Origin of the sequence: Enterobacter cloacae complex sp. 418I7 (assembly GCF_050030705.1) — a bacterium.
Lineage (GTDB): Bacteria > Pseudomonadota > Gammaproteobacteria > Enterobacterales > Enterobacteriaceae > Enterobacter > Enterobacter intestinihominis.
The window spans coordinates 1-16570 of the sequence record NZ_JBLGUU010000005.1; the positions used below are offsets into that span (position 1 = coordinate 1).

The 16570-nt window shown below is 33.6% G+C and carries 21 protein-coding genes; 16 read left to right on the top strand and 5 right to left on the bottom strand.

The window, feature by feature from the left end; all coding sequences use genetic code 11:
* From ACQG0S_RS24210 to ACQG0S_RS24265, 12 genes are all read left to right on the top strand, one after another.
* On the top strand, positions 1-203 hold a 203-nt coding region (locus tag ACQG0S_RS24210), incomplete at its 5' end, for a hypothetical protein (protein WP_426750916.1).
* A 13-nt stretch (positions 204-216) separates the two neighbouring features.
* Positions 217-1551, top strand: a complete 1335-nt coding sequence (locus ACQG0S_RS24215) for a hypothetical protein (protein WP_426750918.1) — start codon at positions 217-219, stop codon at positions 1549-1551.
* 114 nt (positions 1552-1665) lie between these two features.
* The gene (locus tag ACQG0S_RS24220; RefSeq protein ID WP_426750920.1) at positions 1666-2061 is read left to right on the top strand and encodes a hypothetical protein; all 396 of its coding nucleotides are present in this window, start codon (positions 1666-1668) and stop codon (positions 2059-2061) included.
* Positions 2062-2249: 188 nt separating this feature from the next.
* Positions 2250-2798 (top strand): hypothetical protein, encoded by a 549-nt coding sequence (locus tag ACQG0S_RS24225; RefSeq protein ID WP_426750923.1) that lies wholly within the window; start codon positions 2250-2252, stop codon positions 2796-2798.
* 1 nt (position 2799) lies between these two features.
* Positions 2800-3186 carry a hypothetical protein gene (locus ACQG0S_RS24230; RefSeq protein ID WP_426750926.1) on the top strand — a complete coding sequence of 129 codons (387 nt, stop codon included), beginning with the start codon at positions 2800-2802 and terminating at the stop codon, positions 3184-3186.
* Positions 3186-3647, top strand: a complete 462-nt coding sequence (locus ACQG0S_RS24235; protein WP_426750928.1) for a hypothetical protein — start codon at positions 3186-3188, stop codon at positions 3645-3647. Before ACQG0S_RS24230 ends, ACQG0S_RS24235 begins: the two co-directional genes overlap by 1 nt.
* A 13-nt stretch (positions 3648-3660) precedes the next feature.
* Complete coding sequence (locus ACQG0S_RS24240; RefSeq protein ID WP_426750931.1) at positions 3661-4440, top strand: hypothetical protein; 780 nt, start codon at positions 3661-3663, stop codon at positions 4438-4440.
* A gap of 1 nt (position 4441) precedes the next feature.
* Positions 4442-5629: a zincin-like metallopeptidase domain-containing protein gene (locus tag ACQG0S_RS24245; RefSeq protein ID WP_426750933.1), complete on the top strand. Its 1188-nt coding sequence runs from the start codon at positions 4442-4444 to the stop codon at positions 5627-5629.
* Between the two features lie 14 nt (positions 5630-5643).
* Entirely contained in the window at positions 5644-6063 is a 420-nt protein-coding gene (locus tag ACQG0S_RS24250) for a hypothetical protein (protein WP_426750935.1), read from the top strand.
* A 136-nt stretch (positions 6064-6199) separates the two neighbouring features.
* Positions 6200-6478, top strand: coding sequence for a hypothetical protein (locus ACQG0S_RS24255; RefSeq protein ID WP_426750937.1), 279 nt, complete (start codon positions 6200-6202; stop codon positions 6476-6478).
* Positions 6479-6480: 2 nt separating this feature from the next.
* Positions 6481-6948, top strand: a complete 468-nt coding sequence (locus tag ACQG0S_RS24260; protein ID WP_426750939.1) for a hypothetical protein — start codon at positions 6481-6483, stop codon at positions 6946-6948.
* Between the two features lie 159 nt (positions 6949-7107).
* Positions 7108-7704 carry a hypothetical protein gene (locus ACQG0S_RS24265; RefSeq protein ID WP_426750942.1) on the top strand — a complete coding sequence of 199 codons (597 nt, stop codon included), beginning with the start codon at positions 7108-7110 and terminating at the stop codon, positions 7702-7704.
* A 39-nt stretch (positions 7705-7743) separates the two neighbouring features.
* Here the strand turns inward: ACQG0S_RS24265 and ACQG0S_RS24270 are convergent, their stop codons facing one another.
* The 5 genes from ACQG0S_RS24270 to ACQG0S_RS24290 all read right to left on the bottom strand — a co-directional run bounded on the left by ACQG0S_RS24270 (position 7744) and on the right by ACQG0S_RS24290 (position 11631).
* Complete coding sequence (locus ACQG0S_RS24270) at positions 7744-8388, bottom strand: hypothetical protein (protein WP_426750944.1); 645 nt, start codon at positions 8386-8388, stop codon at positions 7744-7746.
* A gap of 403 nt (positions 8389-8791) precedes the next feature.
* Entirely contained in the window at positions 8792-9874 is a 1083-nt protein-coding gene (locus ACQG0S_RS24275) for a hypothetical protein (RefSeq protein ID WP_426750947.1), read from the bottom strand.
* A gap of 1 nt (position 9875) precedes the next feature.
* Positions 9876-10148 (bottom strand): hypothetical protein, encoded by a 273-nt coding sequence (locus ACQG0S_RS24280; protein WP_426750949.1) that lies wholly within the window; start codon positions 10146-10148, stop codon positions 9876-9878.
* A 149-nt stretch (positions 10149-10297) separates the two neighbouring features.
* Positions 10298-10492, bottom strand: a complete 195-nt coding sequence (locus ACQG0S_RS24285) for a hypothetical protein (RefSeq protein WP_426750951.1) — start codon at positions 10490-10492, stop codon at positions 10298-10300.
* A gap of 101 nt (positions 10493-10593) precedes the next feature.
* Positions 10594-11631 carry an LPD7 domain-containing protein gene (locus ACQG0S_RS24290; protein ID WP_426750953.1) on the bottom strand — a complete coding sequence of 346 codons (1038 nt, stop codon included), beginning with the start codon at positions 11629-11631 and terminating at the stop codon, positions 10594-10596.
* 167 nt (positions 11632-11798) lie between these two features.
* Here ACQG0S_RS24290 and ACQG0S_RS24295 point away from each other — a divergent pair, with 167 nt between their 5' ends.
* The 4 genes from ACQG0S_RS24295 to ACQG0S_RS24310 all read left to right on the top strand — a co-directional run bounded on the left by ACQG0S_RS24295 (position 11799) and on the right by ACQG0S_RS24310 (position 16459).
* Entirely contained in the window at positions 11799-12506 is a 708-nt protein-coding gene (locus tag ACQG0S_RS24295) for a ParA family protein (RefSeq protein WP_426750955.1), read from the top strand.
* Positions 12507-12517: 11 nt separating this feature from the next.
* Positions 12518-12859, top strand: coding sequence for a hypothetical protein (locus tag ACQG0S_RS24300; protein ID WP_426750957.1), 342 nt, complete (start codon positions 12518-12520; stop codon positions 12857-12859).
* 138 nt (positions 12860-12997) lie between these two features.
* The gene (locus ACQG0S_RS24305) at positions 12998-15610 is read left to right on the top strand and encodes a hypothetical protein (protein ID WP_426750959.1); all 2613 of its coding nucleotides are present in this window, start codon (positions 12998-13000) and stop codon (positions 15608-15610) included.
* A gap of 12 nt (positions 15611-15622) precedes the next feature.
* Entirely contained in the window at positions 15623-16459 is an 837-nt protein-coding gene (locus tag ACQG0S_RS24310; protein WP_426750961.1) for a hypothetical protein, read from the top strand.
* Positions 16460-16570: the final 111 nt, after the last annotated feature.

The window sequence follows — 16570 nt, forward strand, 5'->3', positions numbered from 1 at the left end:
GTGATTGTTTTTTTAAAAAAACAAAAAGGAGAAATACTATGAAAGTGATTAATAGAGTAAAAGAGATTCCGATCAAAAAAACAATTTTAGTTATTTTTGCATCAGTTGCAGTTTTAACTATAAGCCAGTCATTAATTTATATGGCTATAAAGATAGTAGACAAAATTGATGGTGTAGAAGCTTTATATTCAAGGGAATTTTAAAAAGGAGTAAGTAATGATAAAAACAATAATTAATAAGCTAAAGTTTCTTAGCAAAAACACGAAAAAGAAGCAGAAAAAGAATAGTAAGAAGAAACCTAAAAAAGGAATCACTCTATTTAATTGCAAAGCCTCTGAGGTTGATTATTTCATAAATGAAATGAAAGCTGATGTGAATCAGATAAACAAAGAAGGTAAAACCCCTTTGTTTTATGCTTCCGATAAATTAAAAACCATCAAATTAATATCTAACGGTGCAGATATTTTCTTTGATGACATCCGCTGTGAACATTACCCCATATTTGATGCACCGTTAGATTGCATTCCTATTTACATCAAGTCAGGTTTCAAGGTGGGAACTCTTGCTAATGATTGTTCTGAAAGAATGCTAATTAATTTCTTATTATACAGAATTAGTAAAAGCAATGATATTAAAATTATTCCAGGAGAGGAAAGTGAATCTATCTTTTTAGATATTTTAAAATCAAGTCCTATTTCAAATCTTGATGATGGTATGGATGGTTATACAACATATCTGCATAGTTCAACCTTCAATAAGATCATTAATTTTTATATTGAAAAAGGGGTAGCACTTACTGATATGTTTACTGACAGTATTAATGTTTTAGATAGTCCTCGCGGCAGGTTTTTAGAATTATTAACTTGCGGTTTAGAATTTAAAATGGAAAGGTATAATTGCTCTGCTGAAAGCATTTTAAAATATGAGAAAATAAATTTTAAAATTCTTCATGATCATGGTTTTTCATTAGACGGTGTTCTTAATTCTTCATTGAAGGATTGTAGAATGCGTTGGTATACAGACTATGTTGGGGAATATTATTTAAAAAACCCACTATGCCCTAAAAACAAAAGAGACAAAAATGACCATTTATATTATGCTCTTGCTACAGCGGATGTCGATGAATTCATATACTTTATAGATAATTATTATCAGAATATATTCAAAGAAGACTTGTATTCTTCCGATGATGATAAATACTATAAATTGCTATTATGCATAGCTTATTATAGAAATAGCTCAGATCATGATGACTATATTAAAAAAACAAAAATGATGTTAAAAAAGATTGCTACTAAAATGAATAGTATAAAATCTTATAGCGACAGCATATTCCTAAGCTGCTATAGTTGCGATACAGTAATTAAATTCTTTATTGATTTAGATTGTAACCCTAATGTTATTAATTATGATAATTTTAATATTATGAGCTTAATGTCTGTTAATGTTCATGACCACTATAAAGCTCACTTAGTTAAAAAAGAGAAAGCTCTAATAGAAGAGTTTATTGCTCCTGAAGATTTACAGCCCAGGAGGAAAAAAAGGTTATAAGTCCTCCGCTTATTGGTGTATGTATACCGTTTGGTAAGAAAGCCTCCTACAGTAATTTACTTTAACCACTAATGCATTATAAGAAACTAAGTAAATAAAAAAGGAGGCTTTTATATGAACAAGGAAGTAAGGCAAGAAATCAGGCGATTTGGATATGTAGATATTGAATCCTTTATGTCTGGTATTGATAACTATCAGATCATCCGCAAAACACACAAAATTTTAGAACCCGGAAATTTTCTGGATAAGCTCAAGACTGAAACGGATTACAGCCTGGTTAGTAGCGATTACAGGCGGGCTATCGTGTATCGTAAGCTCTTCGGCGGCGGTTTACTGTCCTATGCAGAACCATTGATGACTATACACACCAGTAAGGCTTTAGAGAGCTTCCCAGCAGAGATAGACGATTCTACCCTAACTGAATGGTATGTAATGCTCACAGACTCGCTTAGAACCGTTCTGGCAAGCACAGAAGCAACTAAAGACACTATCACCGCTCACCTTCGTTAACCCCTCAAAAGTCACCAAAATAGCGGTGACTTTTCCTCTATGAGTTCACCATTCAGCCTTTCGGGTTTTCCTCTTATCAGAAATAGCCAGATTATTTTTAATTTAATATCACAAATATTTGACGATTTAATATAAATAAATTAAATGATTAATGTGATTAAAATAAATAACTATATAAGGAAAATAATATGGTCAGGAAAATACAAACCTCAGATAAAACAAAGGCTCTGTTTCAGCCTTTCTATGAATTGAAAAAAGCAATTGAAGATAAAAACAGAAATTTGAATGATGACGAATATAAGAAGATGGTTGATGATTGTTTATCTTCATTCTACGGTGTCGATAAGTTAAGCCCTAACAGAAAAATGTTCAATTACCACTCCATAATTTTTTATATCTACCATGATATTGATTCAAACATGTTTTTTGAAAATTTCATAACTACCTTCGGAAATAAAATTTCTTCTTGCAATAAAGATCATTTCCTTCTTGAATATCTCAGGAAACTAAGAGCACCCTTTGACGATGAAGTAATGTCTGAAGTTGACAGAGTTTTTTCATTAGTCTCTCCAGATTCTGATACAAGAGAAAAACTACTTGATAGCTATACAAAGATTAAGGACAGACTTACTTACCCTAATGAGCTTTTAGCAGCTATCGAAAAGTTGAATATAAATAAGACTGTTAACTATAGTGATATCGACAACGAACAACCATCTAAAAAAAGGAGGTTGTAATATGGCTGACACTACAGAAATCCTTATGAACTTAATTGAAGACATTAAATCTCATATAAATATTGAGTTTATAAAGACTAATGGTTTGCAAAGTTATCTTTCTTTTCAGAATGGTAAACCTCCATCAACTGAGGAGGGTTTGACTAAATTAAGTGCATCTTACAGTGAATTCTTAAAAACCCCAGAAGGTCAATTTGTTAAAGTAAGTGATGTAATAGAAATCGCCATTGACTCAGTTAATTATGAACTTGGTTTTTTCTTAAAGAAAGAATCTGGTTTGAAAGTTTTGGGTGAAGTTATTGCACAGCTTGAAACCACACTTATTGAAAACAGCTTGCCTGAAGCTAACCCTGATAATAAAAGCCTAATAACAAAAAGGAGAATTTAATGCTTTTTCATAAAAAAGGATTTGTTTTTAACAATTTCCATATGTGGATATATAACTCAAAAAAGTTATACCATTTCAGCATTAAAAAAAGAAGAGGTAAAGAATTTTTGAAAGAAGCATTAGCATATTGTATCTTTCCATTTTGTATAGGTTTTTTGCTTCAATTGTTAATCGGTTTAGATATTCATGGTAGCTTTATGCTTATATACTCAGATTTCAAACTTTACCTTTCCTGTGCATGTATTTCATTTTCTTTGTTTGCATCTTTAAAGCTAAAACTTGAAATATTTTTTACAAAAATTGAAGACAGAATGCATGGTTGGTTTCAAACGACTTATAAAGACAAAGTTAATGAGGCTCTAAGTGAAATTAAGTTGGCTGTTTATTTTGTTTATTTATTTCCTGTCTTTTTCTTGTCTTTGCCTTGCCTTTGTGAATTGGCAACTAAAGCAATCAATTAAAATAGAGGTTAAAATGAAAATATTAAATACAAATAAAGACACGATAGATAAGCTCAATAATTTATCCGAAAAAATATCTTACTTCTTTCATGCTAATTTTACTCATGTATGGGCAAATCATCCTTTGATGTCTGAGAGTAATTCCACTATTAAGCATTCACACTTTTTGAATCTTATTGAACCTGGTGATAATGAGAAGCAGCTAAACTCAATAGAAAATGACTACTATAATTTAATTTGCACTAAAGACGGTTTACTTATTTCACCTCAAGAAATTGTTGATCTTGTTTCTGATTTCTACTTAGATAAATCTTTTGATCAATATGTTAAAATAGCGAGCTTTCTAAAAGATTCAATAAAAGATGAAGAGCAGAGAGTTAAACTTCTTCTTGTTTCAGTTATGGATAAGGTTTTATTGAAATATAAATTAGAGCAAGATACTTTCTTTAAAATATCCACTCTACAGGATTTTTTGATGGATTACAGGAATCAGAGAGATACAGCTTATTGCGATAGCGAATTCTTTGATAATGCCCGTAAAGCCTTTAATGCTGTTCCCGATCAAATGGATGGCTACCCGTCAAAAAATGACATTAATGAGTTTTGTAAAACCGCATATTTAAACCACTTCATAGAGCTAAATCCCTTCGATAGTGATGCTGACTTATCAATCGAAGAATTTAAATGTGTGTTTGGAGATTTAACAGGGTTCATTCAGTCGCAAAATGAAAAAGAATTGATAAATAGAAGTATACAAAGCAGTGAAGCACCAATAAGAAAAAGGAGATTGTAATATGGCATTTAAGAAATACACAAAAGAACAAGCTAAAAAGGCTAAAGAAGATAAAGCAGAAAAACTAAGCACTTTCACAGAAGACAGGTTAACTCAGATTTTAAACTCATTTGAACAACTGCCTGATAAAAAACCCGCCTGGTTATCCCCTGTTTTCTTCTCAAGAGCGATAAATATCTCAAGCAATGTAGTTTACTCGCAATCAAACACTGTTCATCTTGCACACCAGATCTTTGCAAGGGCAGTAAATGACGACAGACCGAAAAACCAGTATTCAGGCTTACCCTTCTTTATGACCTACAAGCAGGCAGAGAAGGAAGGTTTGCAGATCGAAAAGGGTTCTAAGAGCTACCAGATCCTGAAAAGTTTTGGACAGTTGGTTTCCTTCGATAAGCGAGAAGAAGAAACTGGAACCGGCAAGATCACATACAAAGAATATCAGTTCTATCGAGCCTCGCAGACAATCAGCCCTGTGTTCATGCTCTCAGACTTCACAGGCGAGCTTTCAGACCGTCTGAAGAGAAACATGAGGATTAACACAGAAAAGCCCACAGAGGAGCACATAGGCACTCTGGTAAGTGCTCTTGAGGCAAGTTCTCCAGTGAGGGTTCTCAGAACAGGAAGTTTCACTTCTAAGAGTGGATCGTTCTACTCACCTTCGCATGATGTAGTGAACATACCTCCTTCCCCGTTCTTTAAGTCTCCTGTAAACGAAATGTCTACCCTGGCACATGAGATAGCTCACTCCTGGGGGCATGAAGACAGGTTTAACAGGGATAGTCTCAGGGACTACGGGAGAGATGACCGCATACGAGCTGAGGAAGAGCTTGTAGCGAATGTTGCCGCTCAGGCAGTGCTTAACCACTTCAATGTAGTGATGACAACAGAAGAGAGCCAGGAGAGCTTTTCAGCTAATCATGATGTTTATGATTTCGGATGGGCTTCTCACCTCAAAACTGACCGTGAAGCCGTCGAACGGGCAATGTTCAATGCAGACAAGACGGCGGCTAAGATCATACATGCCCTGGAGCTGGAGCTGGTAAATCAGTATCAGACAAACCCGGACTTACCTGTCTCAGAGTTCATTAAAGAAAGAATCCTCGCAAAGCAATCTCAGGTAGAGAGCGAAAACAAGGAAGATAATGTTATCGAAGAAGATAACAAACAAACCAAAAAACCTAAATTTTAAAAGGAATTAATATTATGAACAAAAATCAAGAAAGCGGTTATGAAAATCAATTAATAAAAGATTTTTCACTGAGTGCAAGCCCTGAATATTCTTTTGCTTTAAGCATGTTTTATGACTCAAAAGGAAAGGAAAGCGATTTAGTTGCCATACAGGTTACTAAAAAAGAAAAGATCTCTTTCCCTGAAATTATCCACATTGAAACTTTAAAGGTTATGGTTTTCTATGAGGAGAACGGGATTAAATATTATGAAGATTGCGAAGGTGTAAAAGAAAGCACTGCGATATTTGATAATCTCGAAGTCAAAATGAATGATTTTGATGAAGTGATAATTAAAAAGTTGGATGACCAGATAGAGCTTGAGCACTATACGGGGAAACTAAATTTTGATCTTATATGCAAAGCCTACGATTTGATAATTAAAAGAAAGGGTTAACCGTTAGCGATAAAAAGTTAACCTTTTAATCATTTAAATAACCTCAGTTATTTACAGAAATGAAATTATATATTTAAATATAATCAGGTAGTTATAATATTACCTGATTATTAATTTCAAACAAAAGGAAAATAACATGAGTATAATTAAATTAGGAGTTTGTAAGACTAAAGAGTATTTTAAAGATTTTCATAAAATGGCGGAAAGAGTTTTTGATGATAAAAAAATTTCGATTTTATTTTCATTTCTTATTCATTCCCTTCTTGCTGCATGGTTTGTTTTAGGTATGTCAGGCTATACAAAAGAATCATCTATACCCATGCTTTTAATTATTATTACATACGGTCCTGTTTTATGTAAGTTAGACAAAATGAATAAAGCGGAAAAAGCTAAAGCTGAGAATGAAGAGGTTTAAACATGCTGAATGATAAAAGATACAATGTTGACAGGTTCGGGGAGCATGACAAGATCTACTATGGTAATAAGGAACGAGCTTACACGATAGAACCCGACAGTATGGAAAAGAAAAAGTATGATGTTTTCTCTGACTTCCTCGCCTCCTTCGTTTACAAACATGCATATAAAGACGGCTTGAACGGAATGAGTCAGCAAGCAAAAAATTATGTCTTTGAAAAGGATTTTGAAAAACTGATGAATGTATATGAAGCGGTTTCAGATATTAGGTTAAAGCACAATATGAAATCGTTAGGAGTCAGCACTTATCTAAACAACATAAAAGCGAACGGTGTAGAAATATCGGTAAGCGAAGAGTTGAGAGATAAAATAGAGCAAGGTATTTATTTAAAAAATAAAGGCAAAGAGATTAGTTCCAATATTGATTTTGATGACGGCATTTCCATCAGGAAAAACACTGTGAAATTATAAACCTCCGGTTTGGGGGTTTATAAGTAAACCATTAAATTTGACAAGTAAACCAGTCAGTAAAAAACGATAAAATATTATATCCTGTAATATTGCTTAATTCCTTTTTAGTGGTAAATAAAATAGTGTGATTAAACATTATAACTATAAAAGGAATTAAAGATGAAAAATGTATTTTTTAAAACAGGATTAATACTATCCCTCCTTCTTTTCTCAAGATTTGCTTCAGCAGAAGACATTGCTGATATGTTTAAAAATTCAGCCAACACTTGGGAATCAGGAATTAAGCTTGCAAGAGGTATTGCGATGTTGTGCGGAGTGATAATAAGTGGTGCAGCACTTATGAAGCTTAAAGAAATGTCTATGGTAGGTAATCAAACGAAAGCAATTGTTCCTATATCGCTTTTTTTTATTGGGGCAGCACTTATAACAATAACAACTCAGATAGATGTAGCATCAGAAACCCTTTCTCTTAGCAACTCAGCCTCTGACATATTTTCCTCTAAAGGATCACAAGAAAATGCCGGAGTAAAACAGTTCTGGGATTGGATAGGATATGTAACAATATTCTTTGTGTTCTTAGGTAATATTGCATTTATAAGAAGCTTTTTTATATTCAGAGCCGTGGCACTTAGAGAAAACAGAGAAGCCACTTTACCAAAAGCACTTGTTCACTTAATAGGTGGTGTTGCTTTAATCAACTTTAATGCTACTGCCGAAATACTTGTATCTACTTTCGCACCATCACTCATGGCTTGATTTAAAATAAAATGCAAAAGAGGCTTAAAGCCTCTTTTTTTATATCTTGAAATCACTTCCCTTTTTATGTTGATGGTCAACACTGGCTTTCTTTTGCTTCTCAGAAATAATAAACTGATATTGTTTTCTGATTTCACTGTTAAAGATGCATCTTTCGTCGATGCTAACATTATTATCATAGAGATTTTCAAGTTCGGAGGCATCAAGGAAAGAATAATATCTGAAATCAAAATCAGTAGCTTGCTGAGATTTTATTAACACATCTTCCATTGCAACACCTGCAACTGAATGCATTTTATTGATGATTTCAGCCAGTTCTTTATGATTCTGTGGGGTTGTATCAGAGAAGAATGTTAAGCCGTCAGAGTGCGGTTTAAAGCCGTATTTGAGCGATTCCTCTGCCAGTAGTAGACTTTTGCTGTTAAGCTCTTTGATATTATCGAAACCGAGCATTTTACCGAACATGTAATCTACTGCATCTTTCCTGAAAGGTGTTTTTCTGTATTGAATGATTGCAACAGAATTTAATGCTATATCAATTTTATCTTCATTTGAAGAATTAAAAACCACATACATTTCACTTTCTCTCACCTGATCTACTTTCAATGTAGAAGCGGTTAAAGCAAAATTATTATCTTTAGATTCTACTTTCTTACTTATCAGTTTTTTAAAAAAATCATTCATGGTCAACACCTTTTCTTTTGCAAAACAATCTGGCTGCTATTTCTTTAACAATATCACTATTAAAAGATTTATCAACAGGGTATTTTGATAAAAATAGATTTTGAGTATTTTTTGTTATTGGTGCTTTTAAATTAATAAGGTGAGAAATGATTATAATGCTTTCGAAATTGTCGCAATTGTTATAGTTGATAAAATGATATAGATAGTCAGATGATGATTCATTTAAATATATTTTTTTGCTTTCGAGTGTTTCACACTGATTCAGTATTGAGTCCAAATCGCAGGAACGAAAAGAGAGCATTAATCTGTTCCGCTCAATTTCCATTCTCTTTAGTCTTTCGCTGAATGGTATGATCATTTGATTTTAGCTCTCTTGAATATCTTCAGATGTTGAATCTTAGCCTCAGGATTTTTTGATTCTCTCCTGTTTTTGCCTCATTTCAAATCTTTCAGGGGTAATCGACTTATCAATTTTATTGTATAATATCATAACCTCTCTGTTTGAGAAGATTTTGTTATACACTTTTGTAGTGCTTTTCATTTCGTAGAAATACACTATTTTTTCAAAGCACGCACTTTTAACCGTATCGCTTAATGAGTCAATGTGTTTAAGAAGAAGGTAGAAGGTTCTGATAGGTTCCAGCAGGGTTCTCGCTTCTCCTGTATCATCAAAATCACTGTAATAGATTCTGTCTCTTGCAATGCTGATGATGCTATCTATATTCTTCTCAATATCAAAATATCCCCTTCCCAAAAATTCATTCAGCAGAGAACAATTTTGAAGCAGAGAATTTTTAATCAGGCAGTTTTTAATTGTTATTTCTGTCTTTGGCGGCAAACCATCAGTAGATAGTTTGTATACATCCAAATAAGAAGATCCCACATCAAGATCAAAAAAGACTTCAAAGCCTGATCTTTTTAATCCCAAAAGATAATTGCTAACTTTTGATATATATTCATCATTATGAATGAAATATTTATTATTAAGCAAGCATTCAGCAAGAGATGTCTTCTTTTCAATAAATAATAGTTTGTTGTTATAAGCCGCTTTCTTTAATTCTGAAGAATGCCATGTTTTGAGTATCAGAGCATGATATTCAGAAGAGTATGGATCTTCAATCATTCTTTCAATATCAAGTTCATCATAAGAAAAATACTGTTCTCCTTCAACATAATATATATAAAATGGTGTATTGAAATCAACTTCTATATTACTTAATGAAAAATAGTTATGATCTAATGTCTTTACAGCAATATATGCGGCTTCAAGATCTCCTCTATGAAACCTTCTCAACTTTTGATGATTTTTATCTTTTATTTCATCTATCATATTAAGATAGTGATTTCTTTTTCTGGTTACTTGATCAAGATATTGCTCTTCAGCTTTTTCTAAATCCTGAAATTGAGTATCGACGAAATGAGAAATTTCATTTATTCTTTCACTGATTAATTCCTGCTTAAAATTTTGTAGTCTATGCTCTAACATATTAAACTCCTTTTAAAATAGTCTGATTATTTGAATCAACAATCAGAAGTATATTTATGCTACTTACTCCAATATAAACACATGCAACGGCAACTAAAAATATACCTGAGTAATACCCTATCGCTGATTTGTTCCTTTCTTTAACGGAACTCACTAATTCAGGTATTATTTCCAATAATATTCCTTTAGTCATTACTGCTGAAACAACAATAAAAATCAATGTAAGAAACATTCTTAGGCTATTATTTGATATTCCCGATAATAAATACTCCATAAATAAACTCCTTTCTTTGTTAATTGTGTTATTAATATATAACACATTAAACTAATAATATATTTTTGTTATTTTGTAAATAGAGTTTATTAAATTGGTCGCAAAAAAAGCACCCATGCGAGTGCTTTATAAAAGAGAGGTTTAATAATTTACATCATGAGATCGCTTAAAGCTTTATTGAGTGCTTTTGCTGATGCCTCAATATTTTTTATCTCCTGAATTAAATGAATATAATCAGATCCTTTTGCACTGCAAGCTTTAGTCAGAAGTTCTATTTTCCTCTTCCTCAAAATCCCGATTTCGTTTCTGTATTCACTTTGTTTGTTTATAGTTGCAGTTTCCATAATCCACCTCTCTTTGTTTGGTATTATATAAGTGATTATAGGATAAAAATAGAAAAAATCAATATATTGATATACTGAAACAATATATTGATTTGGTTTTGTTATGGTTTGTTTTTCTTTTCACTCGCATTCTTAACTTCAATTTCCTCTTCAACATTCTTTACAGAACTTGAATCGTTATCACTTTTTTGTTGCTTCTGTTCATTAAGTTTAAATCTTTTATCTAATTGTTCAAAGAGGAATTTTTGAGTTTCATCTATTGGTTTCACAAGCAAACCCTCTTTTCTTGCAGCAAGATACATTTGCTCGATATATGCCCTTCCTCCATTAAGTTCTATCTTCTTCCAGCCTTTTTCTTTTGCTACAGCAACAATTGTATCTATGTTTTTTCTTATGTCATGGGTTTTTATCTGGAAGCTATCAAGAGTTTCTTTAGCAACTGAACCATCTTTTAAACGGTAATATCTTTGATTAGAAGAGGGGTGATCTTTTATCTTTACTATATCCATACCAAAAATGGCTTTTGCTCTTGCTCTGTCCATCATGCGAGAAATACCAAAGCTTGCCTCCATACTTTGCCCTGCCCCTTCAAACTCATTAAACTCTTTCTCAAGGGCTTCAAAATCTTCATCGTCTAATAGAGAGGGGGAAGGTTTTTGTATGGTTTTTTTACTGCCTAAATTTTTCAGCTTTTGTGATAACTGTTTCAAATCGCAAATCCCCATCAGATTTGGTTTTTTTTCATCTTCGTTATCCCTTTCCTCTATAGTTGCACGGGCAGGCTGTGCAGTGTTAATGTCCGGCTTATGCTCATGCTGTTCATCAATGGATACTGGCTTGTTAGGTTCGGGTTCGGCAGGCTCAGGAACTACTTGCACCTCTTGTTCCTTCAATTCTGTTTTGTCTTTTTCTGAGTAGAAAGTATCAGGTATGTAATCGTCAAAATCATGATCGGTGACTGAATCAGCGATGTTGTTTTGGGCTATCTGCTCAATAGTTTTCAAGTGCTCCAGGCTATCAGGCTTCGCTTTGATCATGGTCTGATACATCATCTGTTCTGTCTCAGGTAAGTTAGAAACAAGCTTTTCGACTCTTTTCAGCATTTCATTTAGCTGGGTTATCTCATCCGTATTGTTCATAGAATTCTCCTAATATTGTCATATTATATGATAGTATAGTATATAACATGCTTGCATTTGCACCTCATGCTATACTATACTCATACTATTATATGATATTGTGCTAATCTGACAATACACAGGTCAGCCGTCTGTCACCTCACATATACCATTAAGGAATAAAGAATATGATTTCATTCTCAGTTTGGAATAAAAAAGGGGGTTCAACTAAAACTACCCTATCGCTGACATACGCTGGGTATCTGACATCTCTGGGTAAGAGAATTGCAGTCATTGATCTTGACCCGCAATTCGGTGCTTGTGTCTGTGCTGACTTAGCCCGTGCCGCAGGTAGAGAACTCCCGTTCCAGGTAGCTAAAAGCCTCGATGAAGTTAAAGGGGACATTGATGCTGTCATATATGACCATGCACCGGGTATCAATCCTGGTGGTAAGATTCAAAACATCATCCTTGTCCCTACTATCCTGGATGCTGCCAACTACTCAATCACCCTCAATACAGTTAAAGAGCTACAGAAGACAAACAGCCTCTATATCGTCATTCCTTCCCGTGTAGAGATAAAAGAGAAGGAACAGCGGGAAATGCTGGAAACCGTGTTCCCTTTACCGGCAGATGAAAACGATCTGCTTCTTGCTAAGTCTTACTTCAAGAAGTCATCTACTGTCGTTCCCTACATAAAGAAACGAGTAAGCTACAGCCGTGCCTATGGCATGGGTATGACTATCTTCAGCGAGAAATCCGGTTTAGAGAACCTAATCGCAGCTCGTGATGAATTCAAAGATGTTGCTGACTACATCGATATGAAGATTGAAAAATACATCGCCCAGCTCAAAGAGAAGAAAGCTCAGGCTACCGCCTCTAAAGCAACATCATAAGGATAACGAAAATGAGTAAGAATCTTGGCTGGATGGATGATCTGAACAACTTTCAGAAAATCGCAGAAGAAACCGCCTTCAGGAAACATGATACCTATTGGCAGTATGAGTATGGTCCTCATGGAGGGGATAACAACCCTTACATCATGTCTCTCGTGCAGGTAAAGGCAAAGGAAGATAATGCCCGTCTGATGAATGTAAGGATTCCGGCAGATCTCGAAGAAAAATTAAAAGAGATTGCCCCAGGTATTCCTATCGCCACTGTTTTACTTGCACTTGCTGATTTAAAGAGTGAAGAACTCATAAAAGATGATAAAAGTATATTAGTAAGATATAAGGAAAAGAGTAAGTAAACCTTTTGGTGATATTTTAATAGCTGAGTGGTTTAAATATTATAATATTTTTGACATATAAAAAATTATAATGTTTAATGTTTTTGTAGTTAAAACATTATAACATTAAAATATTAAATATTTAAAAAGGAAAATACTATGACAAACAAAAATAAATGGAAACTATTATCAGATCAAACTGAAGCGGCAATGTGGAAATCGGTATCTAAAAAAGGTGGCGGTTCTTCTGCTGAAATACCCACTTTGGAAGGTGCTGAATACTTTGATGCCTACACCGGAAAAACATTAAAATTCAAAAAAGATCCTGAGAGTGGCAAGCTTGAGAATATGACTCTTGCAGAGTTAGCACAGACTCTGGCTGAAAATGAAAAGAACTATGACTCAATCAGGGCTAAAATCGACGAAATACGTCGTCAGACTGATCTTGATAATTACAACGAGCAAAAGGCTAAAGGTGTTGAAAAGCCTGTAATCACTCCAGCATCTTTTGCTGTAGGGTTTAAAAAACTATCGCCTGAAGAGCAAGAATTATATAGAAGCAGTGATGTAATGGTATGGGGAGTTAAAAGATTTTTAAAACATGCAGTTAATATGCATTCCCGTGAAACTATTACCACACCATCTATAATGAATACCGTTCAGGAGAAGCTAAAAGATATAGGATTCAACGAAGATAAACATAAAGATATCCTGACCAGACAGGGGCATAAATCTGTATTAATTGGTATTTTTGGTAAAGCCGGTGCAGGCAGCAATGTAATGGATAATGTTGCCTGGGATAACACAGTAATATTTTATAACGACGATATGGTTCAGGCTCACGATAAGTTAAGAGCAGAACTGTATCATAAGCTTATGAATGGTGAAATAACTGAAAAAGAGATTGAAGATCAGTTATCTCAGACAGCATTATCCAAAACAAGAAAAATAGTATTTGATAATGTATGTCATAGAAAAATGACAACCGAAAGAAACGGTTTACAATATGGTGATGTTTCAGCATTCAGAAGTGGTGTTCATAGAGGACAAATAGACTTAGGAACAGGGGCTATAAATATACCTCACGAGCATATTATATTAAACACTCGTGTTATTAATGATTCCAACTATGCAAACTTCAGAAACTACTCTGATGACGATTTAATTAAAGGTAGGCTCCAGAAAGAAGCTCAATTCTCGAATGTAAGAAGAGTTACAGCATCTTCATCTTTAAATGATGAAAAATTTAATTCTGAATTTCTTAAAATTATTAATAAGCAACTTACTGATGCTAAACTTGAGCCTGTAGATTTTGTTAAAAAACAAGAAAAGTTAGATCGCTTTGTAAATGTTATTCAGACAGTAAATCAAGTAGCAATAAATACACAAGCAGCACAAAATCTAACTCAAAATATTCAGTCTCCTCTAAGTTCTTCACCACTTAGTGATGATGATAAAGAAGCTAATGATAAAGCCGCATTAGAAGCCATTGATTCCAACACCGTTAAGGATATTACAGAGGTTTCTGTAGAAGAAGCTGATCCTATTCTTGTTAAAGCTCATGCTATCCTTAAAGAGAAAAGCGAGAGACTTGCTAAAGAATTACTCGATACTAAAGAAACTGCTGATGCTATTCAGACGGGTATCATTGCTTCGGTAAACCTGAAGAAAGCTAACCTCCAGATTGAAAACCTGACAAATGTTGTTGCTGAAAAAGAAACTTCCTTAGCTGAAGCCAGTAAAACTATTGAAGTTAAGAATGAAGTCATCGAAGAAAAAGAGCAGGAAGTTAAAGCCTTTGCAGCTAAAAATACTGAGTTGTTTGATAAGTTGACTGTATCGGATACAGAACTTGCTCAAAGAGATTTTGAGACTAAACAAGTTGCTAAAGTATTTAAAAATCCGAAGCTTATTTCTGAGATTAAAGATAATAATCTGGTTACAAATGATGACATGTTCGCAATTCTTACTGGCATTGAATCTAAACATGCTGGAGTTATAAGGTTAAGAAACAAGATAAAAGAAATCCATAAAGAAAAGCGAGTTGAGATTAAATCTCTTAATGAACAGGTTTCAACCCTTGAAGGTAAAATTACTGCCCTTACCCGTGTAATTAAGGCTAAGGATATGGTTGTTGCTAAGAAAGACAGTGTTATTGAGTCTCTAAACAGCACCATTGACGGCTTGAAAGACAACATAACGAACCTGGTTGAAGCTCATGCTAAGAAGCTGGCTGATGTTAAAGCAAGCATGAAGCAAGGCTACAGAAGCTTTATCAACAGACTCAAAGACAACTTCAACAACACTGTTATACCTGCTAAAGAAGCACAGGCTAAGACTGATGCGGTTAAGCAGTATGAGGAAAATATCTTACCTGGTAAGATCGCAACAGTGAAGGAAGCAGCCATGCAAGCAGCTATTAAAAAATATGAAGAAAATAATCTGCCTGAAAAAGTGGCTGAAGCAATTATTGCTTACAAAGGCACCGAGGAATATAAGACTGAGTTTGAGCAGGAAGTAAAAGCTTCTGTTTCTTTGAAAACCGCTGAGTTGTCTAAGAAAATTTCTGAGCTTGAGAAGTCGCAAAATGTAAATGTTGAAACCTTAGCTCTGTATGTTCTTGAACTGAGAGATCAAATCGAATCGCTGAAACAGTCCCCGGTAGAAAATCAGGGTGTTGATAAAATTCTTGATGACCTCCAGAAATCTCTCGACAACGACAACGACAACGACAACGACAACGATATTAATAATAATAAACCTAAAGCATAAGGAGATAAATTTATGGGTGAAAGGAAGAACCTAAAAGAACTACTTGAAAAAAAAGTAGAGCACAATAAAAAAGCCTTATCTGCAAAGGAGGGGGAAACCCCTCTTTTCAGAGAGGAGGGATTTAATATTGATCCCTTCGAACATGAAGATTTAGTAAAGGCACAGTCTGATTTATACTGGAAATATATATTTAGCATTGAGAAATCAAAATCAAAAATTAGAATAAATAAAACTGGTAAAGCATCTTTGTTTGATAAAATAAAAATTGTTGATTATGGTGATGCAATAGATGTATTTACTCTTGATTATACAGATATAAAGGCAATTACTAACACTGAAAGTATTGTTTATTCAAAATTTGATTCTGAGTTATTGTCAAATGAGCATCTTGAGAATAAAACAAAAGAAGTCAGCTACTATACTTCTATTTCAAAAGAACTTGCAGATAATAAACCTTATTTAAAAAGAAATATCGAAAACTTCCTTGATTTGATTTTTATAAATTATTTCAACGAGGATAAGTCTCATGTGGTTTATGTTAAAAATACATTTGATAGTTTACTTCACAACATAAACAATAAAGATGAATTGAGAAGGTTTATATATAAAGCCATCATTTCAGAAAGTGCTTTCAGAAAACTGAATATTAAAATAAGTTTCCTTCATGAAGATTCGGATTTTGTATGGTCAGTATATGAAGAAATAATCCAGGATATGAAAGTCACAAGAAGGAAAGTAAATAAAGGCAATGTATATTTTAGCGACAAAGAAAAAGAAGTTGAAAATCTTAAACTGTCTTTACTATTAAAGCATTTGAATAGGATAAAAGATAGATACGAAAACTCTTGATTAGCATCCTATTTTTATGCTAAAGGGCTTGATTTATTTTTTAGTTCATATAAGATCGGGGGTGTGATTGATATATTTTTGCTGACATTTGTTAGCACTTGATTATTTAAA

Bases quoted from the DNA above. Each gene is read 5' to 3' on its own strand.
- ACQG0S_RS24215 (WP_426750918.1), top strand. From the start codon at position 217: ATGATAAAAACAATAATTAATAAGCTAAAGTTTCTTAGCAAAAACACG.
- ACQG0S_RS24220 (WP_426750920.1), top strand. From the start codon at position 1,666: ATGAACAAGGAAGTAAGGCAAGAAATCAGGCGATTTGGATATGTAGAT.
- ACQG0S_RS24225 (WP_426750923.1), top strand. From the start codon at position 2,250: ATGGTCAGGAAAATACAAACCTCAGATAAAACAAAGGCTCTGTTTCAG.
- ACQG0S_RS24230 (WP_426750926.1), top strand. From the start codon at position 2,800: ATGGCTGACACTACAGAAATCCTTATGAACTTAATTGAAGACATTAAA.
- ACQG0S_RS24235 (WP_426750928.1), top strand. From the start codon at position 3,186: ATGCTTTTTCATAAAAAAGGATTTGTTTTTAACAATTTCCATATGTGG.
- ACQG0S_RS24240 (WP_426750931.1), top strand. From the start codon at position 3,661: ATGAAAATATTAAATACAAATAAAGACACGATAGATAAGCTCAATAAT.
- ACQG0S_RS24245 (WP_426750933.1), top strand. From the start codon at position 4,442: ATGGCATTTAAGAAATACACAAAAGAACAAGCTAAAAAGGCTAAAGAA.
- ACQG0S_RS24250 (WP_426750935.1), top strand. From the start codon at position 5,644: ATGAACAAAAATCAAGAAAGCGGTTATGAAAATCAATTAATAAAAGAT.
- ACQG0S_RS24255 (WP_426750937.1), top strand. From the start codon at position 6,200: ATGAGTATAATTAAATTAGGAGTTTGTAAGACTAAAGAGTATTTTAAA.
- ACQG0S_RS24260 (WP_426750939.1), top strand. From the start codon at position 6,481: ATGCTGAATGATAAAAGATACAATGTTGACAGGTTCGGGGAGCATGAC.
- ACQG0S_RS24265 (WP_426750942.1), top strand. From the start codon at position 7,108: ATGAAAAATGTATTTTTTAAAACAGGATTAATACTATCCCTCCTTCTT.
- ACQG0S_RS24270 (WP_426750944.1), bottom strand. From the start codon at position 8,388: ATGAATGATTTTTTTAAAAAACTGATAAGTAAGAAAGTAGAATCTAAA.
- ACQG0S_RS24275 (WP_426750947.1), bottom strand. From the start codon at position 9,874: ATGTTAGAGCATAGACTACAAAATTTTAAGCAGGAATTAATCAGTGAA.
- ACQG0S_RS24280 (WP_426750949.1), bottom strand. From the start codon at position 10,148: ATGGAGTATTTATTATCGGGAATATCAAATAATAGCCTAAGAATGTTT.
- ACQG0S_RS24285 (WP_426750951.1), bottom strand. From the start codon at position 10,492: ATGGAAACTGCAACTATAAACAAACAAAGTGAATACAGAAACGAAATC.
- ACQG0S_RS24290 (WP_426750953.1), bottom strand. From the start codon at position 11,631: ATGAACAATACGGATGAGATAACCCAGCTAAATGAAATGCTGAAAAGA.
- ACQG0S_RS24295 (WP_426750955.1), top strand. From the start codon at position 11,799: ATGATTTCATTCTCAGTTTGGAATAAAAAAGGGGGTTCAACTAAAACT.
- ACQG0S_RS24300 (WP_426750957.1), top strand. From the start codon at position 12,518: ATGAGTAAGAATCTTGGCTGGATGGATGATCTGAACAACTTTCAGAAA.
- ACQG0S_RS24305 (WP_426750959.1), top strand. From the start codon at position 12,998: ATGACAAACAAAAATAAATGGAAACTATTATCAGATCAAACTGAAGCG.
- ACQG0S_RS24310 (WP_426750961.1), top strand. From the start codon at position 15,623: ATGGGTGAAAGGAAGAACCTAAAAGAACTACTTGAAAAAAAAGTAGAG.